This is a genomic window from Streptomyces sp. GB4-14 (assembly GCF_022696125.1).
In the GTDB taxonomy this organism is placed as follows: domain Bacteria; phylum Actinomycetota; class Actinomycetes; order Streptomycetales; family Streptomycetaceae; genus Streptomyces; species Streptomyces werraensis.
Genome location: NZ_RZHO01000001.1, coordinates 100,039 through 124,249, shown reverse-complemented (window position 1 = coordinate 124,249; position 24,211 = coordinate 100,039). Strand labels below are relative to the sequence as shown.

The 24,211-nt window shown below is 75.4% G+C and carries 4 protein-coding genes and 3 pseudogenes; 6 read left to right on the top strand and 1 reads right to left on the bottom strand.

All coding sequences use genetic code 11. The annotated features are described in order from the left end of the window. The first annotated feature begins 31 nt into the window (after nt 1-31). The 6 genes and pseudogenes from ELQ39_RS00460 to ELQ39_RS00435 all read left to right on the top strand — a co-directional run bounded on the left by ELQ39_RS00460 (nt 32) and on the right by ELQ39_RS00435 (nt 22,734). On the top strand, nt 32-3,151 hold the full coding sequence (locus ELQ39_RS00460) for a type I polyketide synthase (protein WP_242590495.1): 3,120 nt from the start codon (nt 32-34) through the stop codon (nt 3,149-3,151). A 46-nt stretch (nt 3,152-3,197) separates the two neighbouring features. Further along, nucleotides 3,198-8,735: pseudogene (locus tag ELQ39_RS00455) on the top strand (SDR family NAD(P)-dependent oxidoreductase); the annotation flags it as partial. Nucleotides 8,736-8,761: 26 nt separating this feature from the next. Next, nucleotides 8,762-15,217 (top strand): annotated as a pseudogene (locus ELQ39_RS00450) (type I polyketide synthase); the annotation flags it as partial. A gap of 128 nt (nt 15,218-15,345) precedes the next feature. Next, nucleotides 15,346-18,375 (top strand): annotated as a pseudogene (locus ELQ39_RS00445) (type I polyketide synthase); the annotation flags it as partial. 150 nt (nt 18,376-18,525) lie between these two features. Continuing rightward, nucleotides 18,526-21,678, top strand: a complete 3,153-nt coding sequence (locus ELQ39_RS00440) for an AMP-binding protein (RefSeq protein ID WP_337662982.1) — start codon at nt 18,526-18,528, stop codon at nt 21,676-21,678. 66 nt (nt 21,679-21,744) lie between these two features. After that, on the top strand, nt 21,745-22,734 hold the full coding sequence (locus tag ELQ39_RS00435) for a 3-oxoacyl-ACP synthase III family protein (protein ID WP_190005707.1): 990 nt from the start codon (nt 21,745-21,747) through the stop codon (nt 22,732-22,734). A gap of 168 nt (nt 22,735-22,902) precedes the next feature. On the opposite strand, the gene ELQ39_RS00430 is transcribed toward ELQ39_RS00435, so the two are convergent. After that, nucleotides 22,903-24,066, bottom strand: coding sequence for a cytochrome P450 family protein (locus tag ELQ39_RS00430; RefSeq protein WP_225626551.1), 1,164 nt, complete (start codon nt 24,064-24,066; stop codon nt 22,903-22,905). Nucleotides 24,067-24,211 lie beyond the last annotated feature (145 nt).

The window sequence follows — 24,211 nt, the reverse complement described above, 5'->3', positions numbered from 1 at the left end:
GAAAGAACCGAGGGAACCGGAGGGAATTCGCATGAGTGGCGCAGCCCACGACATCGCCGTCATCGGGATGTCGTGCCGCTTTCCCGGTGTGCACGACGTGGACGGTTTCTGGCGCCTGCTGCTCGACGGCGGGTCGACCTTCGGCACGTTCCCCGAGCACCGCACGCCCCACCCGGACCGCACGCCCCACCCGGACTCCGCCACCGTGAACACCGGCTCGTTCCTCGACGCCGTCGACGGCTTCGACGCGGAGTTCTTCGGCACCCCCCCGGCGGAGGCGGCCGCCATGGACCCCGTGCAGCGGCTGGGCCTGGAGCTGGCCTGGGAGGCCGTCGAGGACGCCCGCGTTCCGGCGAGCGCGCTCGCCGGCCGCGAGGTCGACGTCGTGGTCGGCGCCGGCCCTTCCGGGTACGACCTGCTGCGCAGGCTGACCGGCAGCGACCGGGACGACCACTACGCCGCCCTCGGGTCGAGCGGCGCGCTGATCGCGAACCGCATCTCGCACCTGTTCGACGTCCGGGGCATGAGCCTGTGCGCGGACTCGGGCCAGTCCTCCTCCCTGGTGTCCCTGGCGCTGACCTGCGAACGGATCCGCAGCGGCGCGGTCGACCTGGCACTCGCGGGCGGCGTGCACCTGATCGCCGACCCGGAAGCGGGACTGGGCCTGGCGAACCTGGGCGCCCTGTCGCCCGACGGCCGCTGCTTCCCCTTCGACGCGCGCGCGGACGGCTTCGTGCGCGGCGAGGGCGGGGCGTTCGTCCTGCTCAAGCGGCTCGACCAGGCGCGGGCCGACGGCGACCACGTCTACGCGGTGGTCCGCGGCTGGGGCGTCGGCAGCGGCGGCGCCACCTCCCGGATACCGGACCCCAGCCCCGCCGGGCAGGCGGCGGCCGTCCTGGCCGCCCTCAAGGGCGCGGACCTCCCCTTCGACGGCGTCGAGTACGTCGAGGCGCACGGCACCGGCACCCGGCGTGGCGACCCGGCCGAGGTCGCCGGCCTGCGCGAGGTGATCCGGCACACCGGCCGCAGCCGCCCCCTGGTGATCGGCTCGGTCAAGGCGAACGTCGGGCACCTGGAGCCGGCCGCCGGGATCGTCGGCTTCGTGAAGGCGGCGCTCTGCCTGGACCGCGCCCGGCTGGTCCCGCACCCCGGCTACCGGTCCCCCCACCCCGACATCCCCGACTTCCAGGACGACTTCGAGATCCTGCGCACCGCGCGCCCCTGGCCGGACACCCCGGACCGGCCGCGACGGGCCGGCGTGACCTCGGTCGGCATGGGCGGCACCACCGCCCACGTCATCCTCGAACAGGCCCCCGCACCGCTGACCGGGACCGAGGCCGGGGACCCGGCGCCCGGCGTCCCCGGTGCGGTGCCGTGGGTGCTGTCGGCGCGCTCCGAACCGGCCCTGCGGGAGCAGGCGGCACGGCTGCGCGACCGCGTGGCCGCCGACCCCTCGCTCACGGCGGCCGACGTGGGCCACTCGCTGGTGACCACACGGACGGCGTTCGCTCACCGGGCCGTGGTGCTCGGCGCCGACCGCGAGGAGGCGCTGACCGGCCTCGGCCTGCTGGCGGCGGGCGACGACGCGCCCCGCGCCGTGCGCGGGGTGGCCGGCGGACCGACGGGACCGGTCGTCTTCGTCTTCCCCGGCCAGGGCTCGCAGTGGCTGGGCATGGGACGGCGGCTGTACGCGGAGTCGGAGGTCTTCGCCCGTGCGATCGACGACTGCGCGCGGGCACTGGAACCGTGGCTGGACTGGTCCCTGACGGACCTGGTGACCGGCGCCGGGCCGGCGCCCTCGCTGGAAGCCGGGGACGCCGTGGTGCAGCCGGCGCTGTTCGGGATGATGGTGTCCCTGGCCCGCGTCTGGAGGTCCCTGGGCGTCGTCCCCGACGCGGTGGTGGGGCACTCGCAGGGCGAGATGGCCGCCGCCTGCGTGGCCGGCGCCCTCTCCCTGCCGGACGCGGCCCGGGTGGTGGCCCTGCGCAGCCGGGCCCTGACCGCGCTGGCGGGCCTCGGCGGGATGCACGCGGTCGCCGCGCCCCTCGCCGAGGTCGAGGAACGGCTGACCCGGTGGCCCGGGCGGCTGTCCGTGGCCACCGTCAACGGACCGGCCTCCGTGGTGATCTCCGGGGACCTGGAGGCCCTCGACGAGTTCGCCGCCGCGGCCGCCGCGGACGGTGTGCGGTCGCGGCGGCTCAAGGTCGCCTACGCCTCCCACTCCCATCAGGTCGAGCGCATCCGTGAGCAGGTGCTCGCCGCCGCCGCGCACGTGACGCCGCGCCGGACCCCGGTGGAGTTCCACTCCACGGTCACCGCGGGACGGCTCGACCCCCGCGCCCTCGGCAGCGCGTACTGGTACGACAACCTGCGCTCCACGGTGCGGTTCGGGGAGGTCGTCGGCGGGCTCATGCGCTCGCGCGGCGGTGTGTACGTGGAGGTCAGCCCGCATCCCGTGCTCCAGGTGGCGATGGAGGAGACCGCCGACGCGCTGGCGAGCCCGCCCCTGGTGGTGAACACCCTCGACAAGCACGAAGGCGGCGCCGCCAAGATCCTCGCGTCGGCGGCCGAACTGCACGTGCGGGGCGTGCCGGTGAGCTGGGAGACGGTGTTCGCCGCGGCCCGGCCGCGCCGGATCGGCCTGCCCGCCTACCCCTTCCAGCGGCAGCGGTACTGGCTGACCGCGCCGGACGAGGCCCCCGCCCCGGACGCGGCCGCCGAGCGGCCCGACCTGGCCTCGGAGGCGTCCGTCCGCGCACTCGTCCACGCGCAGACCGAAGCGCTGCTGACGGCGAAGGACGCCGGCCTCGTCGGCGACGGTCTCGCGGCGCGGTCGGGCGAGACCTTCAAAGCGCTGGGGTTCGACTCCTCGATGGTGGTGACGCTGCGCAACCGGCTCATCGCGGTGACCGGAGTGCGCCTGCCGGCCACCGTCGCGTTCACCCACCCCACGCCCCGGCAACTCGCCCGGCACCTCTTCTCCCTCCTGACGCCGGCCGACCCCGGCCCGGCGGACACGGCGGCGGGGACGGCCCAGGACACCGCCCCGGCGACGGGCCCGGACGCCGCCCGGGGCACAGCGCCCGACGAGCGCCCGGAAAGTCGCAGTGATGACGATCTGTACGCCTTGATCGACCGTGGATACGTGTAGCAGCACCGTCCGTCTCAGCAACCGTTAGGGGGAGGCCCTGGTGGAGGATGTCGACAAGCTCCGGTCCTATCTGCGTCGCGCCGTCGGCGACGCGCAGCACCTGCGTGAGCGCGTGCGCGAGCTGGAGGAGTCCGCGCGCGAGCCCATCGCGGTGGTGGGCGTGGGGTGCCGCTTCCCGGGTGGGGTGACGTCCCCCGAGGGACTGTGGGACCTCGTGTCCGACGGCGTGGACGCGATGGGCGACTTCCCGTCGGACCGCGGCTGGGACGTGGAGACGCTGTACGACCCGGACCCCGGGGCACACGGGAAGACGTACACCCGCTCGGGCGGATTCCTGCACGAACTGCCCGACTTCGACGCGGAGTTCTTCGGTATCAGCCCGCGCGAGGCGCTGGCGATGGACCCGCAGCAGCGGCTGATGCTGGAGACGTCCTGGGAGGCGCTGGAGCGGGCGGGCATCGACCCGGCGGGGCTGCGGGGTTCGGCGACCGGGGTGTTCACCGGCATCTACGGCGTCGACTACGGCCCCCGGATGGGCGGCGGGGCGGCCGGCGAGGTCGAGGGCTTCTCCCTCACCGGGAACCTCCTGAGCGTGGCCTCGGGCCGGGTGGCGTACGTGCTGGGCCTGCACGGCCCGGCGATGTCGACCGACACCGCGTGCTCGGCATCGCTGGTCGCCGTCCACCAGGCCGTGCGGTCCCTGCGCTCCGGGGAATGCGCGCTGGCGCTGGCCGGCGGGGTGTCGACGCTGCCGACGCCGGGGATGTTCGTGGAACTGTCCCGGCAGCGGGGCGTGTCGCCGGACGGACGGTGCAAGGCGTTCGCGGAGGCGGCCGACGGCACCGGCTTCTCCGAGGGCGCGGGCGTACTGGTCCTGGAGAAGCTGTCGGACGCGCTGCGGGCCGGCCGCCGCGTCTGGGCGGTGATCCGGGGCTCGGCGGTCAACCAGGACGGCGCGTCCAACGGGCTGACCGCGCCCAGCGGGCCGGCGCAGCAGCGCGTGGTCCGGGCGGCCCTGGCCGACGCGGGCCTGACCCCCCGTGACGTGGACGCGGTCGAGGCGCACGGCACCGGCACGCGGCTGGGCGACCCGCTGGAGGCGGAGGCGCTGCTGGCCGCCTACGGCCAGGACCGCGACCCTGAGGCCCCGCTGTGGCTGGGGTCGCTGAAGTCCAACATCGGCCACACGCAGGCGGCGGCCGGCGTCGGCGGCATCATCAAAATGATCATGGCGATGCGGCACGGGGTGCTGCCCCGGACGCTGCACGTCGACCGCCCCACGACGCACGTCGACTGGTCGGCCGGGGCGGTCGAACTCCTCACCGAGGCCCGGGAGTGGACGACGGACCCGGGCCGCCCCCGCCGCGCGGGCGTGTCGTCCTTCGGCATCAGCGGCACCAACGCCCACCTGATCCTGGAACAGGCCCCCGACCCGGCCCGCTCGCCCGAGGCCCCCGCCCGGGACGCCGGCGCGGTGCCGTGGGTGCTGTCGGCGCGGTCGGAGCAGGCGCTGCGCGAGCAGGCGCGCCGGCTGCGTGACCACGTGGCCGCCGACCCCTCGCTGACGGCGGCCGACGTCGGGCACGCGCTGGTGACGACGCGCTCGCGGTTCGAGCACCGCCAGGTGGTCATCGGTGCCGACCGCGACGCTCTGCTCGCCGCCCTGTCCGCCCTCGCCGCGGGCGACGAGCCCGACTCCGCCGCCGCGGTGTCCGGCGTCGCGCGGCCCGTCGGGAAGACCGTGTTCGTCTTCCCGGGCCAGGGAGCCCAGTGGGTCGCGATGGGCCGGGAACTGTGGGAGACCTCCCCCGTCTTCGCCACGCACCTGCGCGCCTGCGCCGAGGCGCTGGACCCGTGGGTGTCCTGGTCGCTGGTCGACACCGTGTGCGGGGGGCCGGACTCCGCCGACCTGGAGGACATCGCCGTCGTCCAGCCGGTGCTGTTCGCCGTGATGGTCTCGCTGGCCCGGGTGTGGCAGTCGTTGGGCGTGACCCCGGACGTGGTGATCGGCCACTCCCAGGGCGAGATCGCCGCAGCCCATGTCGCGGGAGCCCTCACCCTGGAGGACGCGGCCAAGATCGTGGCCCTGCGCTCCCGGATGCTGGCCACCCTCGCCGGCCAGGGCAGCATGGCCGGGATCCTGCTGCCCGAGCACCGCGTGCGGGAGCTGATCGCGGGCCAGGAGTCCCGGATCGGGATCGCCGCGGTCAACGGACCCACGTCCACGACGGTGTCGGGCGAGACCGGAGCGGTCGAGGACCTCGTCGAGGCCTGCCGGGCCGAAGGCGCCCGCGCGCGGCTGATCAAGTCCAGCGTGCCCGGCCACTCGCCCTTGATGGACCGCTTTGCCGAGCGGCTCCCGCGCGAGCTGGGCCGCATCACCCCGGCGTCCACCCCGGTCGAGATCCACTCCACGGTGACCGGCGGCCTGATCGACCCCCTGGCGCTGGACGCGGCCTACTGGTTCCGCAACCTGCGCGAGCCGGTCCAGTTCGCCGGGGCGATGGGGCGCCTGGTCGCACAGGAACCCGACAGCGCGGTCGTCGAACTCAGCCCGCACCCGCTGCTGGTGATGACCGTCCAGGAGATGTTCGACACCACACCCGGCGCCACCGGCTTCGTCGTGGGCTCCCTGCGCCGGGACGAGGGCAGTCTCGCCCGGCTGTACCGGTCGGCGGCGGAGGCCTTCGTCGCGGGCGCCGAGGTGGCGTGGCGGGCGGCGTTCCCCGGCCGCGACGGCCGCTGGGCCGAGCTGCCCACGTACGCCTTCCAGCGGCGGCGCTACTGGCTGAACACCCCGCGGGAGAGCACCCACGGCACCACCTCCGACCACCCGCTGCTGGAGGCCGTGGTCGACCTGCCCGCCGACGGCGCGAGCGGGGGAGTGGCGGGACGCGGCCGGCTGTCGCTGGAGCGCCACCCGTGGCTCGCCGAGCACGTGGTCCACGGCGCCCACCTGGTACCGGCGACCGTGCCGGTGGAGCTGGCGGCGTGGGCGGCGCACAAGGCCGGGTACGACGCCGTGGACGAACTCACCCTGGAGCAGCCGCTGGTGCTGTCCCGCACGGCCGAACGGGAGATCCGCGTCGTGCTCGACGGCACCGGCACCGTCGGCGTGCACTCACGCGGCGCCGGCGAGAGCGAGTGGACGCGCCACGCCGTCGGCACCGCCGGCGCCGCGGCACCCGCCCGGGACGGCCTGACCGCCTGGCCGCCGCCGGACGCGGACCCGGTGCCGTTCGAGCAGGAGTACGCCCGGCTGGCCGCCCTCGGCTTCACCCACGGCCCCCTGTTCCGGGGCCTGAAGGCGGTGTGGCGCCAGGGCGACACCCTGTTCGCGGAGGTCGAACCGCCCCCGGCCGGCGGCGGGGACCAGGACCGCTTCCGTATCCACCCGGCGCTGCTGCACACCGCGCTGCTCCCCCTCGGGCTGGGCGGCACCGTCGACGCCTCCCGGCCCGAGGGCTGGCTGCCGTACCGCGCCACCGGCATCCGGCTCGGCTCCGCCCGGCCGGCCGCGTTGCGCGTCCGGCTCGCACCGGCGGGCGAGAACACGCTGTCCGTGACCCTCGCCGACGACCGCGGCACACCCCTCGGCGGCATCGCGTCGCTGACCCTGCGCCCCGCGGACGCCGCCCAGTTGACCGCGCTCGGCTTCGACCACCGGGACGCCTTGTTCCGCCTGGACTGGGACCCGGTGCCCGCCCCGGCCGGGGCGAGCGCCGACGCGTACGCGGTACTGGGCACGCCCGCCTTCCCCGCACCGGACGCGGCGGTCTTCGCCGGCCTCGACGCACTCGCCGCCGCCGACGGCCCCGTGCCCCCGCTCGTGATCGCCGCCGTGGACGGCACGGAGAGCGACGGCGCGGGGGGAGGCGGCGAGGACACCCCCGCCGCCGTGGAGCGGGCCCTGCACCAGGTGCTGCGCCACACCCAGGCCTGGCTGTCCGACGACCGCTTCGCCGCATCGCGGCTGGTCGTCGTCACCCGGGGCGCGTTCCCGGACGCGCGGGGGCCGCGCCCCGACCCGGCCGCCGCCGCCGTCTGGGGATTCGTGCGCAGCGCGCAGACGGAGAACCCGGGCCGCTTCACCCTCGTGGACACCGACGACCACCCGGCCTCCCGGACCCTCCTCCCGGTGGTGGCCGCCACCGGGGAGCCCCAGCTCAGGATCCGCGCCGGCGCACCGGCCGCCCCGCGACTCGTCCGCGCCGACGCCGGCGCACGGGCCGGCGCCGGGGACGTACCCGCCCTCGGCTCCGGAACGGTGCTGATCACGGGCGGCACCAGCGGCCTGGGCGCGCTGCTCGCCCGGCACCTCGTGGACCGGCACGGCGCGCGCCGCCTGCTGCTGACCAGCAGGCGGGGGCCGGCGGCCCCGGAGGCGGCCGGGCTGATCACGGAGCTGACCGGAGCGGGCGCGCACGTCGACGTCGCGGCCTGCGACGTCACGGACCGGGACGCCGTCGCCGCGCTGCTCGCCGCCGTACCCGGCGACCACCCGCTGACGGCCGTCGTCCACTGCGCCGGCGTGCTGGACGACGGCGTCGTCGAGGCGCTCACCGAGGACCGCCTGGACGCCGTCCTGGCACCGAAGGTCCGCGGCGCCTGGCACCTGCACGAACTGACCCGGACCCTCGACCTGTCCGCGTTCGTGCTGTTCTCCTCGGTCGCGAGCGTCCTCGGCACCGCCGGGCAGGCCAACTACGCGGCGGCCAACGCCTTCCTCAACGGCCTCGCGGACGCCCGCCGGGCCGCCGGGCTGCCCGCCACCGCCCTGTGCTGGGGCTTCTGGGCCGAGCGCAGCGAGATGAGCGCCGACCTCGACGACACGGACCTCGGGCGCCTGCGACGGCAGGGCGTGCTGCCGATGTCCTCACGGGAGGGCCTCGCCCTGTTCGACGCGGCGGTCTCGGCGGACGGTGAACCGGTGCTGGTGCCCGCGCGGCTTAACCTCGCGGCTCCGGCACCCGGCCACCCGGGCTCCCCGCTGCTGCGCGGCCTCACCGCGGCGCCCGCCGCGGGCGGCCCGGAGCGCCCCCAGGCCGACGGCTCGCTCGCCGAACACCTGGCGTCGCTGCCGCCGGCCGAGGCCGAGGCGGTGCTGCTGGACGCCGTCCGGGACCGGACCGCGACCGTCCTCGGCCACGCCGACCTCACGCGGATCGGCCCCGCCGTGGCCTTCAAGGAGCTCGGTGTCGACTCGCTCACCGCCCTGGAACTGCGCAACAAACTGGCCGCGGTGACCGGCCTGAAACTGCCCGCCACGCTCGTCTTCGACCACCCCAGCCCCAGCGCCCTCGCCCGCTTCCTGACCGAACGGATCGCGCCCGGCGCCGAGGCCGGACCGCGCTCCCCGGCCACCCGCCTGGCCGAGGAGATCGAGCGGCTGGGCGCCCGCCTCCAGGAGGCCTTCCCCGACCTCGCGGCGGAGGAACGAACCACCGTCTCCGCGCTGCTCGGCGACGTACAGGGCCGGGTCCGCTCGATGGCGGGCGCCGGAGCACCGGCCGGCATCGCCGACCAGATCGGCTCGGCCTCGGCGGGAGAGCTTCTCGCGCTGCTGGACAAAGAGCTCGGCTAGGGAGAGCCATGACGAACGGCAACAACGACAACAACGCCGACGTTCTCGACTACCTGAAGCGGACGTCGATCGAGCTGCTGGAGACCCGGAAGCGCCTGCGGGAGCTGACCGACGCCGCCGCCGAGCCCATCGCGGTGGTGGGCGTCGCCTGCCGCTTCCCGGGTGGCGCCCAGTCCCCCGAGGACCTGTGGGAACTGGTGCGCTCGGGCACGGACGCCGTCTCGGACTTCCCCCAGGACCGTAACTGGGACGTGGACGACCTGTACGACCCGGACCCCGACCGGCCCAACAGCTGCTCCGCCCGCGCGGGCGGCTTCCTGTACGACGCGGGCGACTTCGACGCGGAGTTCTTCGGGATCAGCCCCCGCGAGGCGCTCGCCGCCGACCCGCAGCAACGGCTGCTCCTGGAAACCTCCTGGGAATCCCTCGAACGCGCCGGCATCGACCCGCACGCGCTGCGCGGCAGCGACACTGGCGTCTTCGCGGGCCTGGCCTACTTCGGGTACGGCAACCACTTCTTCACCCCCGAGGCCATCGCGGGCTACGCGCAGACCGGCTCCCTGCTGAGCGTGGCGTCCGGGCGCGTGTCCTACGCCCTGGGCCTGGAGGGGCCGTCGGTGTCGACCGACACGGCGTGCTCGTCGTCGCTGGTGGCGGTGCACCAGGCGGTGCAGTCGCTGCGGCAGGGCGAATGCGGCCTCGCCCTGGCCGGCGGGGTCACCGTCATGGGGACGACGCAGGTGCTGCGGGAGATGACCCGGCTGCGGGGTCTCGCCGAGGACGGCCGGTGCAAGGCGTTCGCGGAGGCGGCCGACGGCGTCGGCTTCTCCGAGGGCGTCGGCGTGCTGGTCCTGGAGCGCCTCTCGGACGCGCGACGGGCCGGGCGCCGGATCTGGGCGGTGATCCGGGGTTCGGCGGTCAACCAGGACGGCGCGTCCAACGGGCTGACCGCGCCCAACGGCCCGGCGCAGCAGCGGGTGATCCGCGCCGCACTCGCCAACGCCCGGATGCGGCCGGCCGACGTGGACGCCGTCGAGGCGCACGGGACCGGTACGACGCTGGGCGACCCGATCGAGGCACAGGCGCTGCTGGCCACCTACGGGCAGGAGAGGGAACCCGGCAGGCCGCTGTGGCTGGGGTCGCTGAAGTCGAACATCGGCCACGCGCAGGCGGCGGCCGGTGTAGGCGGCATCATCAAGATGATCATGGCGATGCGGCACGGCACCCTGCCCCGCACGCTGCACGTCGACCGGCCCACGACCCACGTCGACTGGTCGGCCGGAGCGGTCGAACTGCTCACCGAGGCCCGGGAGTGGACCACACCCGAGGGCCGGCCCCGGCGCGCGGGCGTCTCCGCCTTCGGCGTCAGCGGCACCAACGCGCACCTCCTCCTCGAGGAGGCCCCCGAAGCGGCCCTCGAGGAGGCGGTGGGGGACGCCGCACCCGGGCAGGTGCCCGGCGCCCTCGTGCCCTGGGTCCTCTCCGCGCGCTCGCGCCAGGCACTGCACGCCCAGGCGGCCAGGCTGCGTGACCACGTCGCCGCCACGCCCGGCCTCGACCTCGCCGACGCCGGCTGGTCGCTGGTGTCCGGCCGGGCCCGGCTCGAACACCGTGCCGTGGTGCTCGGACACGACCGGGACGAACTCCTCGCGGGCCTCGCGGCACTGGCCGAGGGAGAGGAGTCGCCCGCGACGGTGACCGGCCTCGCCGCCGGCACCGGCGGCCGCGTCTTCCTGTTCCCCGGGCAGGGCGCGCCGTGGGCCGGCGCCGCGGGCCCGCTGTACGAGGCCTTCCCCGTCTTCGCCGAGGCCCTCGACGAGGTGTGCGCCCACTTCGACGCGCACCTCCCCTTCGCCCTGAAACCCCTGCTGCTCGCCGCCGAACCGGAGCGGCGCGAGCGCACGGACGTCGCACAGCCCGCCCTGTTCGCCCTCCAGGTCGCCCTCTACCGGCTGCTGACCCGGTACTGCCCGCCGCCGGACCACCTCATCGGCCACTCCGTCGGCGAGATCGCCGCCGCGCACGTGGCCGGAGCGCTCGGCCTGGACACCGCGACCCGCCTCGTGGCCGCCCGCGGCCGGACCATGCAGACCGTCACCGAGCGGGGCGCCATGCTCGCCGCCCGTCTCACCGAGGCCGAGGCGGGAGCCCTGCTCGGCGCGTACGACCGCGTCGGCCTCGCCGCCGTCAACGGCCCCGAGTCGGTGGTGTTCTCCGGCCTGCGCGAGCAGGTCCACGCGCTGCGCGACCGCATCCTGGCCGACGGCGGGTCCGCGAAGCTCCTCCCGGTCGACCACGCCTTCCACTCCCCGCTGATGGAACCGGTCCTCGGCGACTTCGAGGCGGCTCTCGGCGACCTGCCCGCCGGGGAGCCCGCCATCCCCGTCGTCTCGACCCTGCTGGGCCGCGAGGCCACCGCTGCGGAGCTGACGTCAGCCGTGCACTGGGTGCGCCACGTCCGCGAACCCGTCCGCTACCACGACGCCGTCGAGCACGCCCGCGCGGCCGGCGCCGACATCCTCGTCGAGGTCGGCCCCGGCGCGACCCTCACCGGTCTCACCAAGGACGCCTTCGCCGCCGCCGGCGTCGACGACGCGCTGGTCGTCCCCGCGTCCCGGCGGGACCGCGAGGCGGCCCGGGCGCTGACCGGCGCACTGGCCGCCCTGCACGTACGGGGCGCCGCGGTCGACTGGACCGCCCTGTTCGGCGAGCGCCGGCAGGTCGACCTGCCGACGTACGCCTTCCAGCGGCAGCGGTACTGGCTGGACCTCCTGGCCGGCATGGGGCCGGCGGACGTGGCCTCGGCCGGTCTGTCGGCCCCCGGCCACCCGCTGCTGGCCGCCGTCGTGGACCACCCCGGCACCGACGAGGTCGTCCTCACCGGCCAGTGGTCCCTCGCCGCCCACGACTGGCTGGCCGGCCACACCGTGTTCGGCGCGGTCGTCGTACCGGCGACGGCCTACCTGGACCTGGCGCTGTCGGCGGGCGCACACGTCGGGTGCGCCGCCCTGGAGGAACTCACCCTGGAAGTCCCGCTGATCCTCCCCGACACGGGCGACGTGCAGGTACGGGTCGTCGTCGGCGCGGCGGACGGGACGGGACGCCGCTCGCTGGAGGTGTACTCGCGCCCCCGCGACGACGCCCGCACCGTCGGCGGCTGGACCCGCCACGCCCTGGGCAGCCTGGCACCGGACGCCCCGCAGGCGGCACCGCCCGCCGACGCCACCGCCCGGCCGCTCGCCGCCTGGCCGCCGTCCGGCGCGACCCCGCTCCCGCTCGACGGCCTCTACGACGCCTTCGCCGACGCCGGGTTCGACTACGGCCCCGCCTTCCGCGGACTGCGTCAGGTGTGGCGCCACGGCGACGACCTCTACGCCCTCGCCACCCTGCCCGACAGCGCCGGGCCGGGCGCCTTCGCCCTGCACCCGGCGCTGATGGACACCGTGCTGCACGCGTCGGTGGCCGGCGGCATCATCGAGGTGACGGGCGAACAGGGCCGGATGCCCTTCGCGTGGGCCGGCGCCCACCTGTCCGGCCCGTGCGGCCCGACCGTCCGGGTCCGGCTCACCCCGGCCGGCGAGGAGGCCGTGTCCCTGACGGTCGCGGGCGAGGACGGCCGCGAGATCGCCTCCGTCGCCTCCCTGACGTTCCGCCCGGCCAGTGCCGAGCAGGTGCGCGCGGCCCTCGGCGGGCAGGACAGCCCGCTGTACGAGGTCCAGTGGCGGACCCTCCCCCGGAACCGGCCCGCCGGCCCGCCCGGACCGTGGGGAGTCGTCGGCGCGGACACCGGCCAGGCCGCCCGGCTCCTGCGGGCAGGCGGCGACCAGGCCGTGGCCTGCGCGTCCCTCGACGAGATCCCCCCGGACGCCGCCCCCGCGCACCTCGTCCTGTGCCCGCCCGGCCCCGCCCCCGGCTCCGATCCGCTCACCGCGGTCGCGGCCGCCGGCCGGCACGTCCTGGAGCAGGTGCGGCGGTTCCTCACCGAGGAGGCGTTCGCCGCGTCCACGCTGGTGGTGCTCACCCGCCTGGCCGTCGACACCGGCGCGGGCGAGCGGGCCGAGAACCTCCCCGGCGCGTCCCTGTGGGGTCTGATCCGGTCCGCCCAGACCGAACACCCCGGCAGGTTCCGCCTGGTGGACATCGACGACGGGGAAGCCTCCTGGGCGGCCTTCCCGGACGCCCTCGCCCTCGGCGAGGAGCAACTGGCGCTGCGCGACGGCACCTTCCTCGTCCCCCGCCTCGCCCCCGCCGCACCCGCCGGCCGACGGCTCCCGGAGGCGCCTCAGGGCGCCTACCGACTGGGCATCCCGGACAAGGGCACCCTGGAGAACCTGACCTGGGTGCCGTGCCCCGAGACCGAGGCGCCCCTGGAGAGCGGGCAGGTCCGCATCGCCGTCCAGGCCGCCGGACTCAACTTCCGCGACGTCACCATCGCCCTGGGCCTGGTGGACCGCACGGCCTTCGACGCCGGTATCGGCAGCGAGGGCTCCGGCGTCGTCCTGGAGGTGGCCGACGACGTCACCGCCTTCACCCCGGGCGACCGCGTGACCGGCATCTTCACCGGCGCCTTCGGCCGCGTGGCCGTGGCCGACCACCGCCTGCTCACGGCCGTCCCCGACGGCTGGAGCCACGCCGAGGCGGCGTCCATGCCGAGCACCTTCCTCACCGCCTACTACGCCCTCTTCCACGTCACCCGCCTGAAGAAGGGCCAGCGGATCCTCATCCACGCCGCGGCGGGCGGCGTCGGCATGGCCGCCGTACAGCTCGCCCGGTACGCCGGCGCCGAGATCTACGCCACGGCAAGCCCCGCCAAGTGGCCCGTCCTGCGCGGCCTGGGACTGGACGACGCGCACCTGGCGTCCTCCCGCGACCTGGAGTTCACCGGGAAGTTCCGCGCCGCCACCGACGGCCGGGGCGTGGACGTCGTCCTGAACTCCCTCGCGCACGCCTACGTCGACGCCTCGCTGGAACTGCTGCCCGAGGGCGGTCACTTCATCGAGATGGGCAAGACCGACATCCGCGACGCCCGGCAGGTGGCGGCCGACCACCCGGGAGTGACGTACGACGCCTTCGACCTGTACGCGGCCGGCCCCGACGCCATCCACGCCATGTTCCGTGACGTCATGGCCCTGTTCGCGGACGGCCGGGTGCGCCTGACGCCGGTGTCCGTCCGCGACATCCGCGACGCGCGCGGCACCTTCCGCGAGATGAGCCAGGGCCGCCACGTCGGCAAGCTCGTCCTCGACGTCGGCGGCGGTTTCGGCGGCGGCACCGTGCTGGTCACCGGCGGCACCGGGGGAGTGGGCTCCCTCGTGGCACGGCACCTCGTCACCGCGCACGGGGTGCGCTCCCTGGTTCTGGCGAGCCGCCGGGGACCGGCCGCCGAAGGGGTCGACGACCTGGTCGCGGACCTGCGGGACGCGGGCGCCGAGGTCCGCGTCGTGGCCTGCGACGTCACCGACCGGGCCGCGGTGGCGGACCTGCTCGCCGACCTGCCCCCGCACCACCCGCTGACGGCGGTCGTGCACGCGGCGGGCGTCCTCGCGGACGGCACCGTGGAGTCGCTGACCCCGGAGACCATGGAGCGGGTGCTGCTCGCCAAGGCCGGCGGCGCGCTCACCCTGCACGAGATGACCCGGGACCGCCCGCTGACGGCGTTCGTGCAGTTCTCCGCCCTCGCCGGCACCCTCGGCACCGCGGGCCAGGCCAACTACGCCGCCGCCAACGCCCTCCTGGACGCACTGGCGCACCAGCGCAGGGCGTCCGGACTGCCCGGCACCTCGCTGTGCTGGGGCTGGTGGGAGGAGAGCAGCGGAATGACCGGCGACCTGGACGAGGCGGACCTGCTGCGGCTGCGGCGGATGGGCGTCGCCGCGATGCCCACGCCCGAGGCGCTGGCCCTGTTCGACGCCGCGTGCGCGAGCGGCAAGGCGGTCCTCGTCCCGGCCCGGCTGGACCTCGCCGCGCTGCGCGGACGCGGGGCCGCCGACCTGCCGCCGCTCCTGCGCGACCTCGTCGCCGCCCGCGGCCCCCGCCGCGAGCGGTCCGGGAGCACCGGGGACGACGGGCCGCGCGGCCTGCCCGCCCTGCTGGCCGGAGTACCGGCCGACGAGATGCGGACCACGGCCCTGGACTGGCTCCGCGAGCAGGTCGCCCTCGTGCTCGGGCACCCCTCCGGGGCGTCCGTCGACGCCGAACAGGCCTTCACCCAGCTCGGCTTCGACTCGCTGACCTCGGTCGAACTGTGCAACCGCCTGGCGTCCCGGACCGGACTGCGTCTGCCGACCACCCTCGTCTTCAGCTACCCGACCCCCCGCGAGCTGAGCGACCACCTCCTCGGCCTGCTGCGCCCGGCCCCCGCCCCGGACACCGGGGCCGGCACCGGTACCGACCCTGTGGCGGACGCCCTGGCCGAGGTGGAGGAACTGTCCGCCCTCGACCTGGACGCACTGGTCGACCTGGCCCTGGACGAGAAGAGGTAAGTGACATGACCGAGTCCACCCAAGGCACGGAAGGCACGGCGGACGGCGCGGACCGGGTCCAGCGGGCGCTGCGCACCCTGCTGGAGGAACGCGACCGGCTCCGGCGGGAGAACGACGCCCTGAAGGCCGTCCGCGACGAGCCCGTCGCCGTCGTGGCCATGGCCTGCCGCTACCCCGGCGGCGTGTCCTCGCCGGAGGACCTGTGGGACGTGGTCCGCGACGGCCGGGACGTCGTCGGCGACTTCCCCGCCGACCGGGGCTGGCGGGACGTGTACGACCCGGACCCCGACGCCGTCGGCAGCTCGTACACGCGCCAGGGCGGCTTCCTGCGGGACGTGGCCGGCTTCGACGCCGACTTCTTCAACATCAGCCCGCGCGAGGCGCTCGCCGTGGACCCGCACCACCGCCTGCTGCTGGAGACGTCGTGGGAGGCCTTCGAACGGGCCGGCATCGTCCCCGCCGACGTGCGCGGCACCGACGTCGGCGTCTTCTCCGGGGTCAGCTCCTCCGAGTACGGCTGGCGCTTCCTCCAGGGCGGCCAGAAGGAGCTGGAGGGCTACCTGCTGTACGGCAGCGCGCTGAGCGTCGCCTCCGGCCGCGTGGCGTACGAACTCGGGCTGACCGGTCCGGCCGTGTCGATGGACACCGCCTGTTCCTCGTCCCTGGTGGCGCTGCACATGGCGGTGCGGTCGCTGCGCTCGGGGGAGTGCTCGCTCGCCCTGGCGGGCGGGGCACTGGTGATGGCGACGCCCGCGATGTTCGTGGAGTTCTCCCGGCAGGGCGCCCTGTCGCCCGGCGGCCGGTGCAGGGCGTTCGCGGACGGGGCCGACGGAACCGGCTGGGCCGAGGGCGTGGGCGTGCTGCTGCTGGAGCGGCTCTCCGACGCACGGCGCAACGGCCACCCGGTGCTGGCCGTCGTGCGCGGCAGCGCGGTCAACCAGGACGGAGCCAGCAACGGGCTGACCGCCCCCAACGGCCGCGCCCAGGAGAAGGTGATCCGCCGGGCCCTGGCCGACGCGGGCGTCGCCCCCGGCGAGGTGGACCTGGTCGAGGCCCACGGCACCGGCACCACGCTGGGCGACCCCATCGAGGCGGACGCGCTGCTGGCCGTCTACGGCCGGGACCGGCCCGCCGGCCGGCCGCTGCGGCTGGGTTCCCTGAAGTCGAACATGGGGCACGCCCAGGCCGCCGCCGGCGTCGGCGGGGTCATCAAGGCCGTGATGGCCCTGCGGCACCGGTACATGCCCAGGACACTCCACGTGGACGCCCCCACCCGCCACGTCGACTGGTCCTCCGGCGCGGTCGAGCTGCTGGTGGAGGGCCGTGACTGGGTGCGCGGCGACGGCCCCCGGCGGGCCGGGGTGTCGTCGTTCGGCGTCAGCGGCACCAACGCGCACGTCGTTCTGGAGGAGGCACCGCCCGAGGAGCCGCCCGGCGAGCGGGCCGGGGAGACGTCCGGCGAGCACGGGCCGGACACGCGCGGCGCCGTCCGCCCGGTGCCCTGGGTGCTGTCCGCCAAGAGCGCCAAGGCGCTGCGCGGACAGGCGGCCAGGCTGCGCGACTTCGTCGCCGCCGGCGCGCACACCGACGACGCCGACGACGCCGGCATCGGCTGGTCGTTGGTGTCGGGCCGCTCCCGGTTCGAGCACCGCGCGGTGGTGTTGGGGCACGGCCGGGAGGAGCTGCTGAGCGGACTGACCGCGCTGAGCGAGGACACCGAGTCCGCCGCGGTGGTGCGCGGCAGCGCCGGCAAGCTCGGCGGCGTCGCCTTCGTCTTCCCCGGCCAGGGCTCGCAGTGGGCCGGCATGGGCCGGCGGCTGTACGAGACCTTCCCGGTCTTCGCCGAGTCCCTCGACGCGTGCGCGGACGCCCTCGCCGAGTGGGTCGACTGGTCGCTGCTCGACGTCGTCCGCGAGGAGCCCGGGGCGCCCGGCCTGGACCGGGTCGACGTGGTGCAGCCGGCGCTGTTCGCGGTGATGGTGTCCACGGCCGCCCTGTGGCGGTCCTGGGGCGTGGAACCGGGCGCGGTGGTCGGCCACAGCCAGGGCGAGATCGCCGCCGCCTGCGTCAGCGGCGCGCTGTCCCTGCGGGACGCCGCCCGGGTCGTCGCGCTGCGCAGCAAGGCGCTGGTCGCCCTGGAGGGTCATGGCGGGATGGCCTTCGTCGCCCAGCCCGCGGACGTGGTGGCCGAGCGGCTGGCTCCGTGGGGCGACCGGGCGAACGTCGCCGTCGTCAACGGGCCCCGCTCCGTCGTGATCTCCGGGGACCCGGACGCGCTCGACGAGTTCGTCGAGAAGACGCGGGCCGACGGCGCCCAGGCCCGCCGCATCCCGGTCGACTACGCCTCCCACTCCCCGCAGGTCGCCCGGGTCCGGGACGAGGTGACCGGCGCCCTGACCGGCGTACGGCCGCGCACGTCCGGGCTGCCCTTCTGCTCGACCCTGCGCGGCGAGGTCGTCGACACCGCGGGGCTGGACGCCGAGTACTGGTACGACAACCTCCGCGAGCCGGTCCTGTTCGACACCGCCGTCCGGCGCCTGGCCGACGACGGGTTCCGGGTGTTCGTCGAAATGAGCCCGCACCCGGTGCTGACCGTCCCGGTGCAGGAGATCGTCGAGGACCTGGACGACACGCTGGTGCTGTCCTCCTCGCGGCGGGACCGGGACGAGGCCCAGGCCCTGCTCGGCTCGCTGGCCCAGCTCCACGTCCGGGGCGGTCCGGTGGACTGGGACGCCCTGTTCCCCGCGCGCCGGCGGGTGGATCTGCCGACGTACGCGTTCCAGCGGCAGCGGTACTGGCTCAGCTCCTCGCCCACCGCGGCGGCCACGGCCGAACTGCCCGCGGTCCCGCCCGCCGAGGACGACGACCAGGCCGTTCCCCTGCCGGAGCGGATCGCGGCCCTCCCCGACGACGACGCGCGGGCCCTCGTGCTGGAGCACGTGCGGCAGAAGGTCGCCGTCGTGCTCGGCCGGCCCTCCGCCGACGTGGTCGACCCCGACCAGGAGTTCAGGGAACTGGGCTTCGACTCACTGCTGTCGGCCGAACTGAGCAAGCGCCTGACCGCGTCGACCGGACTGCGCCTGAGGGCCAACGTGGTGCTGCGTCACCCGTCCCCGCGACGGATCGCCGGGCACATCGTGTCCTCGCTCGCCGCCTAGGAACGTCCCGCCGGCGGGACACGCAAGGGCCGCGCGCGGCCCGTCCCGCCGGCCCCGAGTTGTCTCGAACGGCCGCCTCACTTCCCGGAAGGTGGGGGTGATCCGCGAATTCCCGGTGATCCGGGTCTGTTTGCTGAGGGGTTGATCTGTGTGACTTCGTACGGAGCGTCGTCCGCGCACCTGGGCATGTGGCGAGCGCAGGAAATGGCTCCCGACACGCCGAACCACGCGCTGACCATGTGGGACGTGGACGGTGTGCTGGACGCGGCCGTCATGGAGTCCGCCTTCCTGCACGTGATGGGCGAGGCGGAGGTACTGCGCGTCACCTTCGTCGACGACGGCGGCGGTCTGCGCCTGGTCCCCCGCGAACTGGGCGACTGGCGGCCGTTCTTCCTCGACCTCGCCGCCGAGACCGACCCCGAGCAGGCGGCCCGCGAAGCCCTGGCCGACCTCGTGCGCCGGCCGTTCGACCTGGGCGGCGACCTGCTGTTCCGGCTCGGCGTGGTCAGGCTCGCCGAGGACCGCTCCCTGCTGGTGATCGCCTACCACCACCTCGTCTCCGACGGGTTCGGCGCGGGCGGCCTGCTCTCCCGGCGCCTCGCCGAGGTGTACACGGCGCTGTCGCGCGGCGAGCGGGTGCCGGAACTGCCGCACCCCTGGGACACCGCGTCCTTCGCCGGTGAGGCCGTGGAGTACCTCGCCTCGCAGAGGTTCGCCGAGGACACGGAGTTCTGGCGGGATTACCTCAAGGACGCGCCCCCGCCCGCGCAGGTCCCCCGCGTCGCCCTGTCCGAGGCGCGGCGCGCCGCGCTGTCGGAGCCGCTGAGCGGCGCCGACCGCTGGTCGGAGGTGGCCGGCACCATCGGCATGGTGAGCCGCACCCTGACAGTCCCGCGCGCCGAGGCCGACCGGTGGACCGAGACCGCGGGGTCCCTGGGCGTGTGGATGTCGCAGATGCTGACCGCGGCGGCGGCAGTGTACTTCCGGCACCGCTGCGACCGCCCGGAGTTCCTCCTGTCCCTCGCCGTCGGCAACCGCGTCGGCGTGGCGAGCCGGACGCCCGGCCTGGCCGTGAACGTCGTCCCGGTACGGGTGAAGGTCCCCCTCGGCGCCACCTTCGCGGAGGTGGCCGACACGCTCGTCGACGAGACGTACGAGATCTTCGACCACACCGCCTGCCACTACTCCGACATCCAGCGCGCGAGCGGAACCGCCTTGAGCGGTCGCGGCAGCTTCGGGGCCGTCGTCAACGTCGTCGAGTTCGCGGAGCAGCTGCGCTTCGGCGACAGCCCGGCCCGCTACTTCGGCGCCACGACCGGCACCTTCGAGGAACTGTCGATCGGCGTCTACACCGACGGCAGCCCCGACAGCGACCTGTTCATCCGGCTCGACGCCCCCCAGGGCCTGTACGACCGTGCGGAACTGCGCTTCATCGGCGAGGAGCTGATCTCCTGCGTCCGTGCCGTACTGGCCTCCGGCGACCGGCCGGTCGGCGCCCTGGACGTGTCGGGCGGCGCCGGGCGGGACCGGGTGCGCGCGGCACCGGACGCGAGCGGCGCGCCGCTGCCGGGGCTGACGGTCCCGGAGCTGTTCGCCCGGCAGGCCGAGCACGCCCCCCACGCCGTAGCCCTGGTCGCCGGCGACACATCGGTCTCCTACCGCGAACTGGACGAACGGTCCGGCCGGCTGGCCGCGGCGCTGCGCCGGCGGGACATCGGCCCCGAGGACGTCGTCGCGGTGGCGCTGCCCCGGTCGCCGGAGCTGGCCGTCGCCCTGCTGGCGGTGGCGAGGGCCGGCGCCGCCGCCCTGCCCCTCGACCCGGCGTCCCCGGCGTTCCCGGCCGGCGCCGTCACTGTGGCCGCCGTGCTCACCGACACCGCCACGGCCGGCACGCTCCCGGACGGCCGGAACGTGCCGGTGCTGCTGCTCGACGACCTCGACACCGACCCCGCCGACCCCGCGGGCGGGGCCGCCGTCCCGCCGCACCCGGACCACCTGCTGGCCGTGCTGTACGGCACCGGACCGGACGGTGCCGCGCGGCCGGTCGCCGTGACGCACCGGAACCTGGAGCGCTTCGTCCTGGACCGCCGGTGCCGGGAAGCCGGCCGCGGCACGGTGCTGTGGCACGCGCCGTTCGCCTGCGACGCGCTCGCCCTGGAACTGTGGACGCCCCTGCTCAACGGCGGCCGCGTCGTCGTGGCCCCCGCCGGGGATCTGGACGCCGACGCGCTGACCGGGCTGCGGGCGGCCCACGACATCACCACCCTGTGGCTGCCCGCGGCCCGTTTCGCCGAGATCGCCGCCGCGCACCCCGAACGGCTCGCCGGACTGCGCGAGGTGTGGACCGGCGCCGACCGGGTCCCCCCGGCCGCGCTGCGCCGGGTCCGCGAGGCCTGCCCCGATCTGACGGTCGTCACCGGGCACGGCGGGGCCGAGACCACCCTCCTCGCCGTCGGCCGCCCCGCGGACCACACCGCCCTCTACGTCCTCGGCCCCGGCCTAGCCCCGGTCCCCGTCGACGTGGCCGGCGAACTCTACGTCGCCGGCCCCGGCGTGGCCCGCGGCTACCCCGGGCGTCCGGCGGCGACCGCGGAACGCTTCGTCCCCTGCCCGTTCGGCCCGGCCGGCACCGTCATGTACCGGACCGGGGACCGGGTGCGGTGGACCGCCGACGGTCTGCTCGCCCACGTCGGCGGACCCGGCACCCAGGCCGACGTCCGGGGCGTCCGCGTCGAACTCGCGGAGGCCGAGGAGACGCTGTCCGAGCACCCCGCGCTCGCGCAGGCCGTCGTGACCGTCCAGGAGGACCCCGGCGGCCGGCGGCGCCTGACCGCCCACGTTGTCCCCGTCGCCGGCCGGACCCCTTCCGCCGACGAACTGCGCCGCTTCGCCACCGAACGCCTGCCCGAGGTCCAGGTGCCGTCGGCGTTCACCGTCCTGGACCGCCTGCCGCTCACCGCGGGCGGCCGGGTCGACCGGGCCGCGCTGGCGCAGCCGGTGCCCGACGACGAGACGTACCGGGCGCCGCGCAACGAGACCGAACGGGTCCTGGCCAAGGCCTTCGCCGAGGTGCTGGAACGCGACCGGGTCGGCATCGACGAGGACTTCTTCGACCTCGGCGGCAACTCCCTGCGGGCGATCAGGCTGGTCGGCCTGATCCGGGCGGAACTGAACCAGGAGGTGTCCATCCGCAGGCTGTTCGCGGCCCGCACCGTCCTCGGGCTGTCGGACATGTGGAAGGACCTCGGCCGCTCCAGCAGGCCGGCGCTGCGCAGGCGGACGAAGGAGGGGGCGGTCCTGTGAGCAGTACCGAAGGCCCCGCCCGGCCCGCCCCGCCGCCCGCACCCGTCCGCCCGGAGGTGTCCTGACATGGGCATCGGCATCCTCTCCACCGGCTCCTACCTGCCCAAGCACGAGGTGGGCAACGAGGAGGTCGCCGAGCGCGTGGGCGTCACCGCCGAGTGGATCGAACGCAAGACGCAGATCCGCTCCCGCCGCTACGCCGCCCCGCACGAGGCGACGTCCGACCTCGCCGCGAAGGCCGCCGAACGGGCCCTGGAACAGGCGGGACTGACCGCCGGTGACATCGACTACGTCATCGTCTCCACCTCCACCGGCGACCACCCGCAGCCCCCCACGTCCTACCTGGTGCAGCACCTGCTGGGCGCCTACGGGGCCGCCTGCTTCGACATCAACGTCGTGTGCAGCGGCTTCGTCTACGCCCTGTCGCTGGCCCACAGCCTGGTGTCCGTCCGGCCGCGGGCCCGGGTCCTGGTGATCGGCGCGGACGTGTATTCGCGGATCCTGGACTTCACCGACCGCAGGACGGCGATCCTTTTCGCCGACGGTGCCGGCGCGGCCGTCGTCGGGACGGTGCCGGAGCCCTACGGCATCCTCGCCTCGGACCTGACCAGTCGCGGCGACGCCCACCATCTGATCCGCGTCGAGGCGGGCGGCAGCCGCCACCCGGCGTCGGCGCGGACCGTCGCCGAGGGTGGTCACTTCTTCCGGATGGACGGCCGCGGCGTACGGGACTTCGTCGCCGAGCACGTCCCGCCGGCGCTGACAGCGCTGGCCCGCAGGGCCGGCGTCGACATCGGCGCGGTCGACCACTTCGTACCGCACCAGGCCAACGGTGTGATGCTCGGCGAGGTCGTCGAACGCGCCGGCCTGGGCGCCGCCCTCACCCACCGCACGCTCGTCGAGTACGGCAACGTCGGCAGCGCCTCCGTACCGGTCGCCCTCGATCAGGCCCACCGCACGGGCGCGCTGGCACCGGGCGACCTGGTGCTGCTCGCCGGGTTCGGCGGCGGCATGTCGATCGGCGCGACGCTGCTCACCTGGGGGACCCGCACCTGAGCACGACCAGCTGTCTCTCCATCGCGTCGCCGACCGCGCGCCGCCCCGCCGGCGAACAGGCCGTCAGGTCGGGTGCCCGGGCGGGCGCCTGACCGGCGGTTCAGCGTCGGCCGGCGGCCCGTTCGCCTGCCGTAGGAGGCGGTGAGGGCGGCAGGGTCAGGGCGGGGGTCAGCGGCGCAGGGTGAGGGGCAGCGCCTCCAAGCCGCGCAGCATCATCGTATTGCGCCACCGCAGGTCGCGCTCCTGGCAGGCCAGGGTCATGCCGGGGAAGCGGGCGAGGAGCGCGGTGAGCGCGATCTCGGTCTCCAGCTTGCCGAGCAGGGCCCCGAGGCAGCGGTGGATGCCACCGCCGAAGGCGAGATGGCCGGCGTCCCGGCGGTCGAGGATGAGGCGGTCGGGGTCCTGGAAGCGCGCCGGGTCGCGGTTGGCCGCGCCGAGGGACAGCAGCACGAACTCGTCCTGCGGGATCTCCACCCCGCCGACGTCCACGGGCTCGGTGGTGAAGCGGGTGGTGGCCATGCAGATGGGGGAGTCGTAGCGCAGGAACTCCTCGACGGCCCCGGGCATCCGGGTGAGATCGGCGCGCAGCCAGGCGGCCTGGCCGGGATCGCGCAGCAGCGCGAGACAGGAGGTGCCCAGCAGGTTCACGGTGGTCTCATGCCCGCCGATCAGCAGCAGGGCGACCATGCCCACGATCTCGTCGTCCGTCAGCTCCCCGCGCTCGCGGGCCGCCAGCAGCTCGGTGAGCAGATCGGCCGGACGGTCATTGCGGCGGATACGCCGGTCGGCGAGGGCCAGGACGTACGAGCCCATCTCCTGGACGGCTCGCCGGAACGCCGCGTGGTCGCCCCCCTGGGTGACGATGGCGGTCGACCACGTCCGGTAGAGGTCGCGGTCCTCGGGCGGGAAGCCGAGCAGTTCGCAGACGACGAGGATCGGCAGCGGGAAGGCGAAGTCACGTATCAGGTCCACCGTGGCGGTGGTGGTGCGGGTCGCGTGGCGCGCGGCTGCCGCGTCAAGCCCGTCGAGGAGTTCGAGGGTGATGCGCTCGACCATCGGCCGCATCGCCTCGACCCGCTTGCGGCTGAACGCCGCCTGGACCACGCGGCGGAGGCGGGTGTGGTCGGGCGGATCGCTGCTGAGCATATGGGTGATCTCGCTGCCCAGGTTGACGCCCTCGACCCGGCTGTCGGCCAGGGCCTGGGCGCGCCGCACATCCTGCGCGAAGCGGCGGTCGAAGAGCGCGGCCCGGACATCGGCGTAGCGCGGGATGATCCACAGCCGCAGGCCGCCGTCGCCGTGCAGCAAGGAGACCGGGGCCGATTGACGCATCCTTGCCAGGGTCGGGTACGGGTCGCTGAGGAACGTCGGCGGGGTCTGGCGCGGTTCCGTCGTCCCGGGCCCGTCCGGCCGGTGTTTCTCCGGCCGGGGACTGTTCGTCCGGGGTGCTGCCGTCGCTGCCGTAGCTGTGGTCATG

What these genes read in the sequence shown, in the direction of transcription:
- ELQ39_RS00460 (WP_242590495.1), top strand. Translation starts at nt 32, where the DNA reads ATGAGTGGCGCAGCCCACGACATCGCCGTCATCGGGATGTCGTGCCGC.
- ELQ39_RS00435 (WP_190005707.1), top strand. Translation starts at nt 21,745, where the DNA reads ATGGGCATCGGCATCCTCTCCACCGGCTCCTACCTGCCCAAGCACGAG.
- ELQ39_RS00430 (WP_225626551.1), bottom strand. Translation starts at nt 24,066, where the DNA reads ATGCGTCAATCGGCCCCGGTCTCCTTGCTGCACGGCGACGGCGGCCTG.